Genomic DNA, 16,178 nt, shown 5'->3' with positions numbered 1-16,178 from the left:
CGGCCGGGTGTACGCCCGGCAACCTTCCGGTGTGGAGGTGTCCGGTGCTGTTCTCCCGGCAACCCGATACTCGTGCCACGACGCTCTACACCCGCGATACCGAATCGGATTCGTGCGGTGTGGCGATGGTCGCGGACGTCCACGGCCGCTGCTCGCACCGCATCGTCGAGGATGCGCTGCTGGCGCTCGAGAACCTCGAACACCGGGGTGCCGCCGGCGCGGAGGTCAACAGCGGCGACGGTGCGGGCATCCTGATCCAGCTGCCGACGGAGTTCCTGCGCGGACTCGCCGACGAGCAGCCCGGCGTCGACCTGCCCGCGCCGCTGCCCGACGGCGGCGAGACGTTCGCGGCCGGCATCTGCTTCCTGCCGCAGGACCCCGCAGACCGGAGGGCCGCGCGGGCGCGGGTCCGGGACATCGCCGGCCAGGAGGGCATCGAGATCCTCGGCTGGCACGATGTCCGGGTCGACCCGGACGGCGCCGACGTCGGCGTGTCCGCCCGCTCGTGCATGCCGCACATGAGCTACCTGTTCGTGACCGCGGCCGGGGCGTCGTGCGGTGGGATCGACCTGGACCGGCGGGTGTACGGGCTCCGCAAACGGGTCGAGCAGCCTCCCGACGACGGTTCCGGGATCGGCGTCTACCTGCCGTCGCTGTCGAGCCGGACGATGGTGTTCAAGGGCATGCTCACCACCGCGCAGCTGCCCCGGTTCTTCCCGGAGCTGCGCGACCCGAGGATGTCGAGTGCCATCGCGATCGTCCACAGCCGCTTCTCCACCAACACGTTCCCGTCGTGGCCGCTGGCGCACCCGTTCCGGTACGTCGCCCACAACGGGGAGATCAACACGGTGCGCGGCAACCGGAACCGGATGCGGGCCCGCGAGGCGCTGCTGGCGAGCAGTGTCCTGCCCGGCGATCTGGCGCGGCTGTTCCCGATCTGCACGCCGGATGCATCCGATTCGGCGTCGTTCGACGAGGTGCTCGAGCTGCTGCATCTCGCGGGACGGTCGCTGCCGCACGCGGTCCTGATGATGATCCCGGAGTCGTGGGAGAACCACGAGACGATGGGCGACGAGCTGCGCGCGTTCTACCAGTTCCACGCATCGGTGATGGAGCCGTGGGACGGTCCGGCGTGTGTGACGTTCACCGACGGCACCGTCGTCGGTGCGGTCCTGGACCGAAACGGGCTGCGTCCGGGACGGTGGTGGCACACCTCCGACGGGCGGGTGGTGCTCGCCTCGGAGGCCGGGGTGCTGCCGATCCCGCAGTCCGACGTGATCGAGAAGGGCCGGCTCGAACCGGGCCGGATGTTCCTCGTCGACACGGCGGCCGGCCGGATCGTCCCGGACGGCGAGATCAAGGCGGACCTGGCGGCGCAGTACCCGTACCGGGAGTGGCTGCACGCGGGGCTGCTGGATCTGCGGTCGGTGCCGCTGCGGGGACGGATTCCGCACGATCACGCCTCGGTGGTCCGCCGGCAGCAGGTGTTCGGGTACACCGAGGAGGAGCAGCAGATGCTGCTGGCGCCGATGGCGACGGAGGGGGCCGAACCGATCGGTTCGATGGGCACCGACACCCCGATCGCGGTGCTCTCGCAGCGGCCACGGCTGTTGTTCGACTATTTCGTGGAGCTGTTCGCGCAGGTCACGAACCCGCCGTTGGACGCGATCCGGGAGGAGATCGTCACGTCGCTGCGACGGGTGATGGGGCCCGAACAGAATCTGCTCGAGCCGACCGCGGCGTCGTGCCGGCAGATCGTGCTGTCGTGGCCGGTCCTCGACAACGACGATCTCGGGCGGATCATCGACGTGAACGCGGACGGCGACTGTCCCGGCTTCGCGACGGCGGTGCTGCCCGCACTGTACGACGCCGACAGCGGCGGCGACGGGATGGCCGAGGCGCTCGCGGACCTGCGGGACGCGGCGAGCGCGGCGATCGACGAGGGCTACCGCACCCTCGTGATCTCCGATCGGGGCGGCGACCATCTGCGGGCCCCGATCCCGTCGCTGCTCGCGGTCTCGGCCGTCCACCACCACCTCGTGCGGACGAAGCAACGGACCCGGGTGGCGCTCGTCGCCGAATCCGGGGACGCCCGCGAGGTGCACCACATCGCGATGCTCATCGGGTGCGGGGCGGCCGCCGTCAACCCGTACCTGGCGATGGAGACGATCGAGGACCTCGTCGACGAGGGCGAGCTGACCGGGGTGGAGGCGTCCGTCGCGGTGCGCAACTATCTCACCGCGCTCGGCAAGGGTGTCCTCAAGGTGATGTCGAAGATGGGGATATCGACCGTCGGATCCTATACGGCCGCACAGATTTTCGAGGCCGTGGGACTGGATCGGGCGGTGGTCGACGACTACTTCACCGGCACCGTCAGCCGTCTCGGCGGGGTCGGTCTGGACGTGCTCGCGGCAGAAGTCGCCCGGCGGCACCGGATCGCGTATCCGCGGAACCCGGCGGCGACGGTGCACCGGCGGCTCGACGTCGGCGGCCTCTACCGCTACCGCCGCGGCGGGGAACTGCACCTGTTCACCCCCGAGACGGTGTTCCTGCTCCAGCACGCCACCCGCACCGGCCGCGACGACGTCTTCGCACGCTACTGCGCGGAGGTCGACCGGTTGTCGGCGGAGGGCGGCACGCTGCGGGGCCTGTTCGAGATCGGTCCCGGCGGGCGTGAACCGGTGCCGCTGGACGAGGTGGAACCGGTGGAGGCGATCTTCCCGCGCTTCAACACCGGCGCCATGAGCTACGGGTCGATCTCGGCGGAGGCACACGAGACGCTCGCGATCGCGATGAACCGGATCGGTGGCCGCTCCAACTCCGGGGAGGGCGGCGAGGACACCGACCGGTTGTACGACCCGGAACGGTGCAGCGCCGTCAAACAGGTGGCGAGCGGACGGTTCGGCGTCACCAGCGACTACCTGGTCCACGCGTCGGACATCCAGATCAAGATGGCGCAGGGCGCCAAGCCCGGCGAGGGCGGGCAGCTGCCCGCGTTCAAGGTGTATCCGTGGATCGCGAAGACCCGGCACTCGACGCCCGGGGTGGGGTTGATCTCGCCGCCACCGCACCACGACATCTACTCGATCGAGGATCTGGCCCAGCTGATCCACGACCTGAAGAACGCGAACGACCGGGCCCGGGTGCACGTCAAACTGGTCAGCTCGGTGGGGGTGGGGACGGTCGCGGCCGGAGTGAGCAAGGCACACGCCGACGTGGTCCTGATCTCCGGGCACGACGGCGGCACCGGGGCGGCCCCGCTGACGTCGCTCGAGCACGCCGGGCTGCCGTGGGAGATCGGCCTCGCCGACGCGCAGCAGACACTCGTCCTGAACGGGCTGCGGGACCGGATCACGATGCAGTGCGACGGCGGGCTGCGCACCGCCCGCGACGTCGTCGTCGCGATGCTCCTCGGGGCCGAGGAGTTCGGGTTCTCCACCGCGCCGTTGATCGTTGCCGGATGCGTCATGATGCGGGTCTGCCATCTCGACACGTGCCCGGTGGGGGTGGCCACCCAGAACCCGGAACTGCGCACACGCTTCACCGGCCGGCCGGAGTTCGTCGAGGCGTTCTTCCGGTTCGTCGCCGAGGACGTGCGCCGGTATCTCGCCGACCTCGGATTCCGCAGCATCGACGAGGCCGTCGGCCGCTCGGATCTTCTCGGTACCGCGGCCGGGGTGGCCCACTGGAAGAGCGGCGGTCTCGACCTGTCCCCGATCTTCGCGTCGACGACGCCGGTCACCGGCGGCGGCGACGGCGCCGGGCAGCGGCGCCGGGTTCGGGAGCAGGACCACGGTCTCGACGCCGCACTGGACCGCACGCTGATCGCCCTCGCCGAGGGGGCACTCGAGGATGCGCTGCCGGTGCGGCTCGAGCTGCCGGTGCGCAACGTCAACCGCACCGTCGGGACTCTGCTCGGGGCGGAGGTGACCCGCCGCTACGGTGCGGTGGGCCTGCCCGACGACACGATCCGGGTCCAGCTCACCGGCACCGCGGGGCAGTCGCTGGGGGCGTTCCTGCCGCCGGGGATCACGATCGACCTCGTCGGCGACGCGAACGACTATGTGGGCAAAGGACTCTCGGGAGGACGGATCGTGGTCCGTCCCGCCGACGACGTCCTGTTCCTGCCCGAGACGCAGGTGATCGCCGGCAACACGCTGCTGTACGGGGCGACGTCCGGCACCGCGTACTTCCGGGGCCGGGCGGGGGAGCGGTTCTGCGTCCGCAACTCGGGTGCCCTCGCCATCGCCGAGGGGGTCGGCGACCACGCGTGCGAATACATGACCGGCGGCCGCGTCGTCGTCCTCGGGCCGACCGGGCGGAACCTGGCCGCGGGCATGTCCGGCGGGGTCGCGTTCGTCCTCGACGCCGACCCGGCCAAGGTCAACCGGGCGATGGTGCGGCTACAGGCCCCGGACACCGAGGACCTGCAGTGGCTGCGGGTCGTGGTCGAAGCGCATCTGCGCTGGACCGGGTCGGCTGTCGCGGCGTCGCTGCTCGCGGACTGGCCGCGCCGTTCGGCGCAGTTCACGAAGATCATGCCGGTCGACTACCAGCGGGTGCTCGAGGCGACCCGCACGGCGCGGGCCGGAGGGCTCGACGTCGACACCGCGATCATGGAGGCGGCTCGTGGCTGATCCACACGGCTTTCTGCACGTCACCAAGAAGGAGGCGCGCAAGCGTCCCGTCGGCGAACGCGTCCACGACTGGCGGGAGGTGTACGCGCCGCAACCGCCGGACGAGCGGGACCGGGAGGTGTCCGAGCAGGCCCGGCGGTGCATGGACTGCGGTGTGCCGTTCTGCCATTCGTCGAGTGCCGGCTGCCCGCTCGGCAACCTGATCCCGGAATGGAACGACCTGGTGCGCCGTGGCCGCTGGGACGCCGCCGCGGAACGCCTGCACGCCACCAACAATTTTCCCGAGTTCACCGGCCGGATCTGTCCCGCACCGTGCGAGTCGGCGTGCGTGCTGGCCCTGGCGGACACCCACACCACCGGCAGCGTCACCATCAAACGGATCGAGCAGACCATCGCGGACACGGCATGGGAGCGGGGTGCCGTCGGGCCGGTGCTGCCGGTCACCCGGTCCGGCCGGCAGGTCGCGGTCGTCGGTTCGGGACCCGCGGGGCTGGCGGCGGCGCAGCAGCTGACCCGGGTCGGGCACGAGGTGACGGTGTACGAACGCGACGACCGGTTCGGTGGCCTGCTCCGCTACGGCATCCCCGCGTTCAAACTCGAGAAGACGGTGCTCGATCAGCGGCTCACCCAGATGCGCGTCGAGGGAACACATTTCGTCCCCGACGTCGAGGTCGGTGTCGAGCTGCCGGTGCCGACCCTGCTGTCCCGGTACGACGCGGTGGTCCTGGCGACCGGTGCGCTGCGGGCCCGCGACAACCGCGACCTCGAGGGCCGCGACCTCGACGGCGTACACCTGGCGATGGAGCATCTCGTGGCGTCCAACCGGGAATGCGAGGGCGACGGGCCGTCGCCGATCACCGCCCGCGGCAAGCACGTCGTGATCATCGGCGGCGGGGACACCGGCGCCGACTGCCTGGGCACCGCGCACCGCCAGGGCGCCCTGTCCGTCACCCAACTCGACTACCGTCCGCCGCTGCCGTCCGAACGCGACGACGCCACGTCACCGTGGCCGTCGTGGCCGCTGGTACTGCGCACCACGCCCGCGCACGCCGAGGGCGGGGTGCGCCGGTACGAGGTTGCGGTGCAGCGTTTTCTGGGCGACGACGACGGCCACGTGCGGTCGATGGTGCTCGCGGAGGTGCGCCCGGGACGGGACGCCACCGGCCGCCGCACGTTCGACCCGGTCGGGGAGGACGTCGAATTACCGTGCGATCTGGCACTTTTCGCGATCGGTTTCGAGGGCACCGACCGGGGGCCGCTGCTGGACGATCTCGACCTGACCGTCAACCGGCGCGGGGTCCTGTCGTGCGGATCGGACTGGCAGACCGACACTCCCGGAGTGTTCGTGTGTGGCGACGCACACCGGGGTGCGTCGCTCGTGGTATGGGCGATCGCCGAGGGACGGTCGGCGGCCCGCGGCGTCGACGAGTATCTCACCGGCAGTTCGGAACTTCCGGCTCCCGTACGTCCCGCGACGCTGCCGCTCACCGTCGTCTGATGCTCACCTGCACGTCACCGGCCGTTGCCGCGCCGAATAGAGTTCGTTTCCCGAGAGGACTAGGCTTTGCCTCGTGATCCGACGCACGAAGATTGTCTGCACTCTAGGCCCAGCGACCGCTACAGGCGACCGCGTCCGTGAGCTCGTCGAGAGCGGAATGGACGTCGCGCGACTGAACTTCAGCCACGGTGAACACGCCGATCACGAGGCGAACTACCGCCGCGTCCGGGAGGCCTCGCAGGCCACCGGCCGGGCCGTGGGCATCCTCGCCGATCTGCAGGGACCGAAGATCCGGCTCGGACGTTTCGTCGAGGAACGCACCGTGTGGGAGACCGGTGAACAGGTCCGCATCACCGTCGCCGACTGCGACGGTACCCACGACCGGGTCTCGACCACCTACAAGCAACTCGCCGAGGACGCCCGGCCCGGCGACCGGCTGCTCGTCGACGACGGCAAGGTCGGTCTCGTCGTCGAGTCCGTCGACGGCGACGACGTGGTGTGCCGGGTCACCGAGGGCGGCCCGGTCTCCAACAACAAGGGCGTCTCGCTGCCCGGTATGAACGTGTCGGTGCCGGCCCTGTCCGAGAAGGACATCGCCGACCTCGAATTCGCGCTGCACCTCGGTGTCGACTTCATCGCGTTGTCGTTCGTGCGTTCGCCGGCCGACATCGAACTGGTCCACGACGTGATGGACCGGGTCGGCCGCCGTGTCCCGGTGATCGCGAAGCTCGAGAAGCCCGAGGCCATCGAGAACCTCGAGGCCGTGGTGCTGGCGTTCGACGCCGTCATGGTGGCCCGCGGCGACCTCGGTGTCGAACTGCCGCTCGAACAGGTGCCGCTGGTGCAGAAGCGGGCCATCCAGATCGCCCGCGAGAACGCCAAGCCGGTCATCGTCGCGACGCAGATGCTCGAATCGATGATCGAGAACTCGCGTCCGACGCGTGCCGAGGCGTCCGACGTCGCGAACGCGGTCCTCGACGGCGCCGACGCCGTGATGCTGTCCGGGGAGACGTCGGTCGGCAAGTACGTGATGGAGACCGTGCAGACCATGGCGCGGATCCTGAAGGCCGTCGAAACCGACCCGGCGCGGGTGCCGCCGCTCACGCACGTCCCGCGCACCAAGCGCGGTGTCATCTCCTACGGTGCCCGCGACATCGGTGAGCGTCTCGACGCGAAGGCCCTGGTCGCGTTCACCCAGTCCGGTGACACGGTGCGCCGCCTCGCCCGGCTGCATTCGCCGCTGCCGCTGCTGGCGTTCACCCCGCTCGAGTCGGTCCGCAGCCAGCTGTCGCTGTCGTGGGGTACCGAGACGTTCCTCGTCGACCCCGTCGCGTCGACGGACCAGATGTTCACCCAGGTCGACCACGCGCTGCTGTCCCTCGGCCGCTACAACCGCGGCGATGTGGTCGTGATCGTGGCCGGATCCCCGCCCGGCACCGTAGGCTCGACCAACCTGATCCACGTGCACCGGATCGGGGAGGAAGACCACTAGAAGGGGAGCACGCGGGTGAGCGATCCGGGAACAGTTGTGCGATCGGCCGATCTGGAGACACTGCTCTCCGTTCTCGATCTCGAGCAGATCGGCGACGACACCTACCGGGGGCGCCACCCCAACGAGTCCGGCAGCCGCACGTTCGGCGGCCAGCTCGTCGCGCAGGCACTGGTCGCGGCGGATCGGACGGTCGACGGTGACCGTCCGATCCACGCGATCAACGCGCACTTCATCCGCGGCGGCAACGTCAAGGCCCCCATCGAGTACCGCGTCGAGCGGCACCGCGACGGTCGCGCGTTCGCGAACCGGCAGGTCACCGCGTACCAGGACGGCAACGTCGTGTTCTCGATGTTCGCGGCGTTCCAGGACGGTGCCGGCGGGCTCGAGCACGGCGTCGACATGCCGGACGTGCCGGCCCCGGAGGACTGCCTCTCGTTCGACGACCACATCGTCGGTTACGAGGAGAAGCTGCCGCATTTCGTCGAGGCACTGCACCCCATGCAGATGCGGTACGCGAACCCGCCCACGTGGGTACTCAAGGACTCCGAGCAACGACTGCCCCACAACCGGGTGTGGATCCGCACCGACGGCGACCTCCCGGACACACCGTGGGTGCACAGCGCGGCCCTCGCGTACGCGTCGGACACCACGGTCCTCGATTCGATCCTCACCACCCACGGGCTGTCGTGGGGCCTCGACCGGATCGTCGCGGCCACCGTCAACCATTCGATCTGGTTCCATCGCCCGTTCCGGTTCGACGAATGGGCCCTGTACGCAACGGAATCGCCGGTTGCGTCCGGTTCGCGCGGCCTGGGGCGCGGTCACTTCTTCGACCGCACCGGAGAGGTGATCGCGACCGTCGTCCAGGAAGGTGTGATTCGGCACTTCCCGCCGCGACGGTGACGGCCGAACCGGTGACCGCCGAACCGATGATGCCGCGGACCCGGCGCCGTTAGACTTCGAATTCTCCTGGACGACACCGTCGATGGGGGTCCGATGCGCAGCGAGCCGATCGACTGGAACCACGAGCTGGTCACGAGCCTGCTGTGGACGGCGCGTGCGTTCGCGATCGCCGCGGTGTGCCTCGTCGTCGCCGCGGTGCTGCTCACCCGATGGACCCGGTGGGGCCGGCAGTTCCGCACCATCTCCGGGGCGTTCTTCACCGGACGCGACAGTCTGCGCACGTGGGCCCTGGTCGCCGCGATGCTCCTGCTCACGGTCACCGGGGTGCGGCTCACGATCCTGCTGTCGTATCAGGGCAACGAGATGTACACCGCGTTGCAGTATGCGGCGCAGGCCTTTTCGGGCGGCGACGCGGACGCCCTGGACGCGGCGACGTCGACGTTCTGGCGGTCGATCCTCGTGTTCGCCGTTCTCGCGACGATCCACGTGGTGCGCTCGCTGCTCGACTACTACGTGGGGCAGGCGTTCGTCATCCGCTGGCGGCTGTGGCTCACCGACCGGATGGCCACCGACTGGCTCGACGGTCGGGCCTACTACCGAAACCGGTTCGTCGGCAAGGGAATCGACAATCCGGACCAACGTATCGAAACCGATGTGACGACGATGACGACGGTGTCGCAGTCACTGTCGATGGGCATGGTGACGGCGGTGACGTCGCTCGTCGCGTTCACCAAGATCCTGTGGGACCTGTCGGGGCCGATGACGCTGCTCGGGGTGACGGTGCCCCGCACGATGGTCGTGCTCGTGTACGTGTACATCCTGATCGCGACGGTGATCGCGTTCTGGATCGGGCATCCGCTGATCCGGCTGAATTTCCTCAACGAACGACTGACCGCCAACTTCCGGTACGCGCTGGTGCGGCTGCGGGACCGCGCCGAGTCCGTCGCCTTCTACCGCGGCGAAACCGTGGAGCGGACCGGGCTGCTCGGCCGGTTCGCCGCCGTCATCGGCAACGCGTGGCGGATCGTGTACCGGACCCTGAAGTTCAACGGTTTCAACCTGGGCGTCAGCCAGATCGCGGTGGTGTTCCCCATCGTGCTGCAGGCGCCCCGATTCTTCGCCGGCACCATCACCCTCGGCGACATCACCCAGAGCGCCGCCGCATTCGGGCAGGTGTCGGACTCGCTGTCGTTCTTCCGGCAGTCGTACGACGTGTTCGCCGGCTACCGGGCGTCCCTCGTCCGCCTCGACGGACTGATCGGCGCCGACGAAAAGGCCCGCGCCCTGCCCGCGGTGCGCACCGAACACGTCGACGACGCCGTCGAACTCGCGTCCGTGCAGGTGGACCTGCCCGATGGGCGACCGCTCGTGACGGACCTGGACCTGCGACTCACCCCGGGCGACGCTCTGCTGGTGAGTGGGCCGTCGGGCAGTGGGAAGACGACGCTGCTGCGGACACTCGCCCAGATGTGGCCGTACGCCGACGGGACCGTGCGACGCCCGACCGGGACCGACGCCCTGTTCCTGTCCCAGTTCCCGTACCTGCCGCTCGGCGACCTGCGCGATGCGGTCGCCTACCCGGGGCGCGCCGCCGATGTCGGCGACGACCGTATCCGCGACGTGCTGGGGCGGGTGGCGCTCGGGCACCTCGTCGACCGCCTGTCCGAGCAGGAGGACTGGGCGTCGATCCTGTCGCCGGGGGAACAGCAGCGCGTCGCGTTCGCGCGGATCGTGCTGCTGCGCCCACAGGTCGCGTTCCTCGACGAGGCGACGTCCGCGGTCGACGAGGGCCTCGAATACCAGCTGTACTCCCTGATCCGCGAGGAGGTGCCGACGTGCATGCTGGTCAGCGTCAGTCACCGCAGCACCGTCGACCGGCACCACACGCGTCGTCTCGAACTGCTCGGAGGCGGGGCGTGGCGACTGTCGACGGTGCCGGTGGGCTGACACCCGATCAGGCGGACGTCACAGGTACTGCCCGCACGTCGGCCAGGCGCCGGCGCCCTGGCTCGACAGGATCGATTCGGCCACCTGGATCTGCGCCGCCCGGGAATTGTTGTGCGGCAGCCCGCTGCCGCCGTGGGCGTTCCAGGTGCCCGCGCTGATCTGCAGGCCGCCGTAGTAGCCGTTGCCGGTGTTCGCGCTCCAGTTGCCGCTGCTCTCGCACTGCGCGACGGCGTCCCAGTCGCCGGACGCGGCCTGGGCCGGTGCGGCGGTCAGTGCGAGAGGGGCCACGGCCAGTGCAGCCGCCGCAGCGGAAGTGCCGAGAGTGCGGGTGACGGTGAACGTCGACATACGAGACGTCATGCGTGATTCCTCTCCGTGGTCGGAAGCGAGGAGTCCGGTGGTCGCACAGTGCGGTGCGCTCGGCCGTGTCGATTCGTGGCCGGGCCACCGGAACGGTGTCCTCGCCGTGCCCCGTGGAAGATGTATCGTGTCCGATCCCGCTGGGGCGGAAGAGCGTTGGCTGCGGGTCGGAGGTGCTCGAGGTGTCGAGCCGGTGACGACGCTAGGACGGATGCCGTGCTGCGTCACCAGGTAGTTTTCTGGCACGCCGGTACCGATATCACGGTTCGGATGCTGCTGCGACGCTGGTCGCGGGGAAGATCGCGGGGCGCGCGGCGGACCGACCCGGGGGTAGAACTGTGATCGGGGTCACCACGATAGTGTGGTGTGAGTCACTTCAGGGTGTCGAGGATGTCCGACACCGTCATCGTGACGACTCCGATGGAACGGGCATCGGCGAGCCGATCCGAGGTGGTGCCGGAGGTCGCATCCGTGACCGATACGACCCGGAAATCGTGGTTCGACGCGTCGAACATGGTGGCGCGCGGGCAATTCGGAAAGTTGCAGCCCGCGACCACGACGGTGTCGATCCGGAGATCGGTGAGATACCCGGCGAGTCCCGTGCGATGGAACGCACTCCACCGGGGCTTCCACAGGACCGACTCGTTCGGGCCGAGGGGCTGACGGCCACCGGCGAGCAGGAGTTCGGCATCCAATCCTGGTGCACTGTCGGGAAGTAGGCCGTCGACGATCCGGGATCCGGTCGTGCCGGGTCGGACGATGGGTGCATCGTCGCGAGCGATCGCCGTCCGCCGCACCGGATCGACGTCCGTCCCCGTGTACAGCCGCACCACGTGCACGATCGGGTGGCCGGCCCGCCGGTACGCGTCGAGCAGAATGCTCAGGAGAGGAACGACATCCGAGGTTCCCGCCACCGGCAGGGTGCCGTCGACGAAATCGTTCTGCATGTCGATCACCAGCAGCGCCGACGAATCCAGGTGCGGGCGAACGTGTTCGTCGAGAGACGAGAACGGATCGGGCATGTGTCGAATCTAGCCGGACGTATCGCCGGAAACTGTGGTATTCCCTGTTCTGCCATGATGATTCGGTGAGTGAGGATATTCGCCGAGGAAGCAGCGTCGCGACCGCGTGGCTCAGTGCCGCGTTCTGGTTCCTGCTTCTCGGCTGGCTGTACTGGACGGTCGGGGTGCCGTCCTGGTGGGCGTGGGTGCTGTTCGTCGGTCTCGGTGCCGTGCTCACGGTGCTGTGGTGGCGCCGCAGGTTCCGCAGTCGGTACCGGCTGGTGTTCGGGGCGCTGTGCGGGCTCGCCGGGGCGGCCGCGGTGGCCGGGGCCGCGGCGACCCTGGTCGTGCCGACGACGGTGCCCGTGGACAGTGTCGGGCAGGCCCGGATCGAATGCGGATCCGTGCTGGTCCCGTTCTCCGGGACCAGCCTGCGGGTGACGTCGGCGGCCACCGGGGATCCGGTGGTGCTGTCCACCCCGATTCCCTACGAGGAGATGGAGCGGGTCTGCGCGGCCGACCACCGGATCGCGGCCGGGGACGCGGCGTCCGTCGCCGTGGTGGCGCTGTTCCTGCTCGTGCGATCGGCCGGACATCTGCGGCCCGCCCGCGAACAGGACAGCGCCCCGCCGCAACCGTGAATCCGGTTGCGGCGGGGCGCTGTAGGTGGTTCCGCTCGATCAGGCCGAGACGATGACCGACGAGCCGTGGCCGAACAGGCCCTGGTTCGCGGTGATGCCGACACGGGCACCCTCGACCTGGCGTCCCTCCGCCTGGCCGCGGATCTGCCACGTCAGCTCGCACACCTGCGCGAGGGCCTGCGCCGGAACGGCTTCGCCGAAGCAGGCGAGACCACCGGACGGGTTGACCGGGATGCGGCCGCCGATCGTGGTGTCGCCGGCACGCAGCAGCTGCTCGGCCTCACCGCGCTTGCACAGCTGCAGGTCCTCGATCCAGTCCAGCTCGATCGCGGTCGCGAGGTCGTACACCTCGGCGACGTCGACGTCCTCCGGTGAAATACCGGCCTCCTCGTACGCCGCGTGACCGATCGACTCCTTGAACGTGCGCTCCGGTGCGGGAACCGCGGACGCCGACTCGGTGGAGAAGTTCGGCATGTCCATGATCGTCTGCGGGAACGTCGGCGTCACCGTCGAAATCGCCTTGATGCGAACCGGATCGACGATGCCCTTCTTGCGGGCGTACTCCATCGAGGTGAGGATGATCGCGGCGCCGCCGTCCGAGGTGGCACAGATGTCCAGCAGGTGCAGCGGATCGGCGACCACCGGCGAGGCCAGCACGTCCTCGGCGGCAACTTCCTTGCGGTAGCGCGCGTACGGGTTGTTCAGGCCGTGCTTGGCGTTCTTCACCTTGACCGCGGCGAAGTCCTCCGGCGTGGCACCGTACAGGTCGATGCGGCGACGCGCGTTGAGCGCGAAGTACGCCGGGTTCGTCATACCCATCAGGCGGAACCGCAGCCAGTCCGGATCGTCCCAGCGCTCACCGGCGTTGGGGGCCAGGAAACCCTTCGGGGTGGTGTCGGCGCCGACGACCAGCGCGACGTCCGACAGACCCGCGAGGATGCGGGCCCGGGCGGTGTCGAGGGCCTGCGCACCCGTCGCGCACGCCGCGTACGACGTCGCCACACGGGCTCCGTTCCAGCCGAGGGCCTGCGCGAACGTGGCACCCGCGACATAGCCGCCGTAGCCGTTGCGGACCGTCTCGCCGCCGACGATCAGGTCGACGTCCTGCCAGTCGATCCCCGAATCGGCCAGGGCGGCACGGGCGGCCGCGACACCGTACTTGACGAACGAGTGTCCCCACTTGCCCCAGGCGTGCATACCGACGCCGAGGACCGCCACATCGTTGTTGCTCATGCCTGTGCTCCGCTCTGGGCTGCGGCAACCGGCTTCCAACGCCAGATGCTGCGGTCACCGGTCTCGTCCGTGTACAGGGTCTCGACGACGAGTTCGACCTCGTTGCCCACCTTGAGGTCCGCGACGCCGAAGCCGTCGGCGACCTGGCCGAGTACGACGAGGCCCTCGGGCAGCTCGACGGCAGCCAGGGCGAACGGCACGTACGGGTCGGTGTTCGCGATGTACGGGGCCGGCGGCTTGTACTGCGCATCCGTGTACGACCACACCGTGCCGCGACGTGACAGCTCGACGTCGTCGAACTCCTCACCCGAGCACGCCGGGTTCTTGCAGAAGGTGGTCTCCCGGGGGAACGCGATGTTCCCGCAGGACCGGCACTTGGTGCCGATCAGGGCCGGCTCCGGCCCCGTGGTGAACCAGCCCTCGACGGCCGGTGTGGCGGTGTCGCTCATGCAAACCTCATCTGCTTGTCGAGCCTGATGGCCGGACACGTCGGCGGTCCGGCAGCGGAACGGGTTGCAGTATTGCATGAGGCGACCGATTCCAGATTTGAGATCCCGCCCACCGGACTCGTCCTCCAGGGAACCCGATCAAACGGTCGTTCCGGACGCAATCGGGCGTTGACCTGCGGCAGTGCGGTACTGGTCGCTCGACCGACACTCGGCTTTCCGGGGCGTGAACTCCGTCACTGTCGGTCGTCCGACCGCTATCGTGGGGGCGACTCGTCCGGAGGTGCATCGTGCGCAGTGAACTCAGTGAGACCGTCCGTCCCGTCCCGCCCCGGGACCGGGTGATCACGTTGCGAGACGGTCGTGCCATGGGGTTCGCCGACCACGGGCCGGCCGACGGATTCGTCGTGATCCACGCCCACCGCACGATGTCGTGCCGGCACGACGTCCGGGCCGTGGCCCCGATCGCCGCGGCCGCCGGGATCCGGTTGATCGCCCCGGACCGTCCCGGCATCGGGCTCTCCGATCCCAGTCCCGGACGCACCGTCCTCGACTGGGCCGCCGACGTCGAGGAACTCGTCGACCAACTCGGGGTGGAGCGGATGGGGGTCCTCGGCTGGTCGATGGGCGGGCAATATGCGGCCGGACTCGGCTACGCGCTGGCGCCCCGGATCAGCCGGGTCGCGATCGTGGCCGGCACCCTCCCGCTCACCGAGGACGGCGTCGTACAGGACCTGTGCGGATTCGACCGCTGGTACACACGGATGGCGCGCGACCATCCGCGGATCGCGACCGGATGGTTCCGGGCACTGTCGGTGGCCGCCCGATCGGCGCCACACCGATTCGCCAAGGCCGCCGCCCGCGCGTTCGGGCCGACCGACGCCGAGACCATCACCGGTGACCCCGACGACTTCGCCGCGGCAGCGGGGGAGAGCCTGCGCGACCCGGCCGGGGTCGTCGAGGAATACCGGGCATGGGCGCGGCCGTGGGGATTCGACCCCGAGGACCTCGAGGTGCCCGTCGACGTGTGGTGGGGCGGCGCCGACCGGCTCGTCCCACGGAAGTGGTCGTCGGAACTCGCCACCCGAATCCCCAACGCCACCTTGAACATCGGAAGCGGCGGCCACTTCATGGCGCGCCTGCACTACCGGGCGATCCTCGACTCCCTCGCCGAGACCGCGTAGCGGACCCGACCCGGTCGGGTGGATCAGTGGTGCCCTCGGTGAGACTCGAACTCACACTGTACGGGTTTTGAATCCGTTTCCTCTGCCAATTGGGATACGAGGGCGTGCGGGATACCACTGTAGAGGTTCGTGGGATCCAGTCAAACCACCGGTACCCTCGAACCGTTCGCGCACCGGCCGGTGGGCGTCTACTCGAGGAGGATGGTGACCGTGAACGCGACCCCCGCACAGGATCGACCGGCCCGGCGTGTGGTGGTGGCGGAGGACGAGGCGTTGATCCGTCTCGATCTGGTCGAGATGCTCCGCGAGGAGGGGTACGACGTCGTGGGGGAGGCCGGGGACGGGCAGCGGGCCGTGGAACTCACGGAGGAGCTGCGCCCCGATCTGGTGATCATGGATGTGAAGATGCCGCGCCGGGACGGCATCGATGCGGCCTCCGAGATCGCCGCGAAAAGGATTGCGCCCGTGGTGATCCTGACGGCGTTCAGTCAGCGGGAGCTGGTGGAGAAGGCTCGCGACGCGGGTGCGATGGCATACCTGGTGAAGCCGTTCTCCAAGGCCGACCTGGTGCCGGCGGTGGAGTTGGCGGCCAGCCGGTTCGCCGAGGTGGCCCTGCTGGAGCGGGAGGTCGCGAACCTGTCGGAGCGGCTCGAGACCCGCAAGATCGTCGACCGCGCCAAGGGGATGCTCATGGCGTCGCAGGGACTGAGCGAGCCCGAGGCGTTCAAATGGATCCAGCGCGCGGCGATGGACCGCCGCTCCACCATGAAGGCCGTCGCCGAGATCGTCGTCGACACGCTGGGCGGGAACGGCGCCACCGCGTGAGTGTCGGCGGT

The 16,178-nt window shown here is 69.5% G+C and carries 12 protein-coding genes and 1 tRNA gene; 8 read left to right on the top strand and 5 right to left on the bottom strand.

Features of this window, described 5'->3' with window-relative positions; all coding sequences use genetic code 11:
• Window positions 1–44: 44 nt before the first annotated feature.
• The 5 genes from gltB to Q5696_RS11905 all read left to right on the top strand — a co-directional run bounded on the left by gltB (window position 45) and on the right by Q5696_RS11905 (window position 10,477).
• Window positions 45–4,637, top strand: a complete 4,593-nt coding sequence (gene gltB / locus Q5696_RS11925) for a glutamate synthase large subunit (RefSeq protein ID WP_305091564.1) — start codon at window positions 45–47, stop codon at window positions 4,635–4,637.
• Window positions 4,630–6,135, top strand: coding sequence for a glutamate synthase subunit beta (locus tag Q5696_RS11920; RefSeq protein ID WP_305091563.1), 1,506 nt, complete (start codon window positions 4,630–4,632; stop codon window positions 6,133–6,135). The genes gltB and Q5696_RS11920 overlap by 8 nt, the downstream gene beginning before the upstream one ends.
• A 73-nt stretch (window positions 6,136–6,208) precedes the next feature.
• Entirely contained in the window at window positions 6,209–7,627 is a 1,419-nt protein-coding gene (pyk, locus tag Q5696_RS11915; protein WP_305091562.1) for a pyruvate kinase, read from the top strand.
• 15 nt (window positions 7,628–7,642) lie between these two features.
• Window positions 7,643–8,530 (top strand): acyl-CoA thioesterase, encoded by an 888-nt coding sequence (locus tag Q5696_RS11910; RefSeq protein ID WP_305091561.1) that lies wholly within the window; start codon window positions 7,643–7,645, stop codon window positions 8,528–8,530.
• Between the two features lie 93 nt (window positions 8,531–8,623).
• Window positions 8,624–10,477: an ABC transporter ATP-binding protein/permease gene (locus tag Q5696_RS11905; RefSeq protein ID WP_305091560.1), complete on the top strand. Its 1,854-nt coding sequence runs from the start codon at window positions 8,624–8,626 to the stop codon at window positions 10,475–10,477.
• Window positions 10,478–10,495: 18 nt separating this feature from the next.
• Here the strand turns inward: Q5696_RS11905 and Q5696_RS11900 are convergent, their stop codons facing one another.
• The gene (locus Q5696_RS11900; RefSeq protein ID WP_305095260.1) at window positions 10,496–10,825 is read right to left on the bottom strand and encodes a transglycosylase family protein; all 330 of its coding nucleotides are present in this window, start codon (window positions 10,823–10,825) and stop codon (window positions 10,496–10,498) included.
• A gap of 383 nt (window positions 10,826–11,208) precedes the next feature.
• Window positions 11,209–11,859 carry a cysteine hydrolase family protein gene (locus tag Q5696_RS11895; RefSeq protein ID WP_305091559.1) on the bottom strand — a complete coding sequence of 217 codons (651 nt, stop codon included), beginning with the start codon at window positions 11,857–11,859 and terminating at the stop codon, window positions 11,209–11,211.
• Window positions 11,860–11,924: 65 nt separating this feature from the next.
• On the opposite strand from Q5696_RS11895, the gene Q5696_RS11890 reads away from it, so the two are divergent.
• On the top strand, window positions 11,925–12,479 hold the full coding sequence (locus Q5696_RS11890) for a hypothetical protein (RefSeq protein ID WP_305091558.1): 555 nt from the start codon (window positions 11,925–11,927) through the stop codon (window positions 12,477–12,479).
• Between the two features lie 39 nt (window positions 12,480–12,518).
• On the opposite strand, the gene Q5696_RS11885 is transcribed toward Q5696_RS11890, so the two are convergent.
• Window positions 12,519–13,712 (bottom strand): lipid-transfer protein, encoded by a 1,194-nt coding sequence (locus Q5696_RS11885; protein ID WP_305091557.1) that lies wholly within the window; start codon window positions 13,710–13,712, stop codon window positions 12,519–12,521.
• The gene (locus Q5696_RS11880) at window positions 13,709–14,161 is read right to left on the bottom strand and encodes a Zn-ribbon domain-containing OB-fold protein (RefSeq protein ID WP_305091556.1); all 453 of its coding nucleotides are present in this window, start codon (window positions 14,159–14,161) and stop codon (window positions 13,709–13,711) included. The genes Q5696_RS11885 and Q5696_RS11880 overlap by 4 nt, the downstream gene beginning before the upstream one ends.
• 338 nt (window positions 14,162–14,499) lie before the next feature.
• Here Q5696_RS11880 and Q5696_RS11875 point away from each other — a divergent pair, with 338 nt between their 5' ends.
• A complete protein-coding gene (locus tag Q5696_RS11875; protein ID WP_305095259.1) occupies window positions 14,500–15,342 on the top strand; it encodes an alpha/beta fold hydrolase in 843 nt (280 codons plus the stop codon).
• A gap of 27 nt (window positions 15,343–15,369) precedes the next feature.
• Here Q5696_RS11875 and Q5696_RS11870 read toward each other — a convergent pair.
• Window positions 15,370–15,446: transfer RNA gene (locus Q5696_RS11870), tRNA-Leu, on the bottom strand.
• 97 nt (window positions 15,447–15,543) lie between these two features.
• Here Q5696_RS11870 and Q5696_RS11865 point away from each other — a divergent pair.
• Window positions 15,544–16,167 carry an ANTAR domain-containing response regulator gene (locus Q5696_RS11865; protein WP_305095258.1) on the top strand — a complete coding sequence of 208 codons (624 nt, stop codon included), beginning with the start codon at window positions 15,544–15,546 and terminating at the stop codon, window positions 16,165–16,167.
• Window positions 16,168–16,178 lie beyond the last annotated feature (11 nt).

Source organism: Prescottella sp. R16 (assembly GCF_030656875.1).
Classification (GTDB): Bacteria; Actinomycetota; Actinomycetes; order Mycobacteriales; family Mycobacteriaceae; genus Prescottella.
The sequence above is the reverse complement of the archived record's forward strand: the minus strand, read 5'-3'. Positions and strand labels throughout refer to the sequence as shown.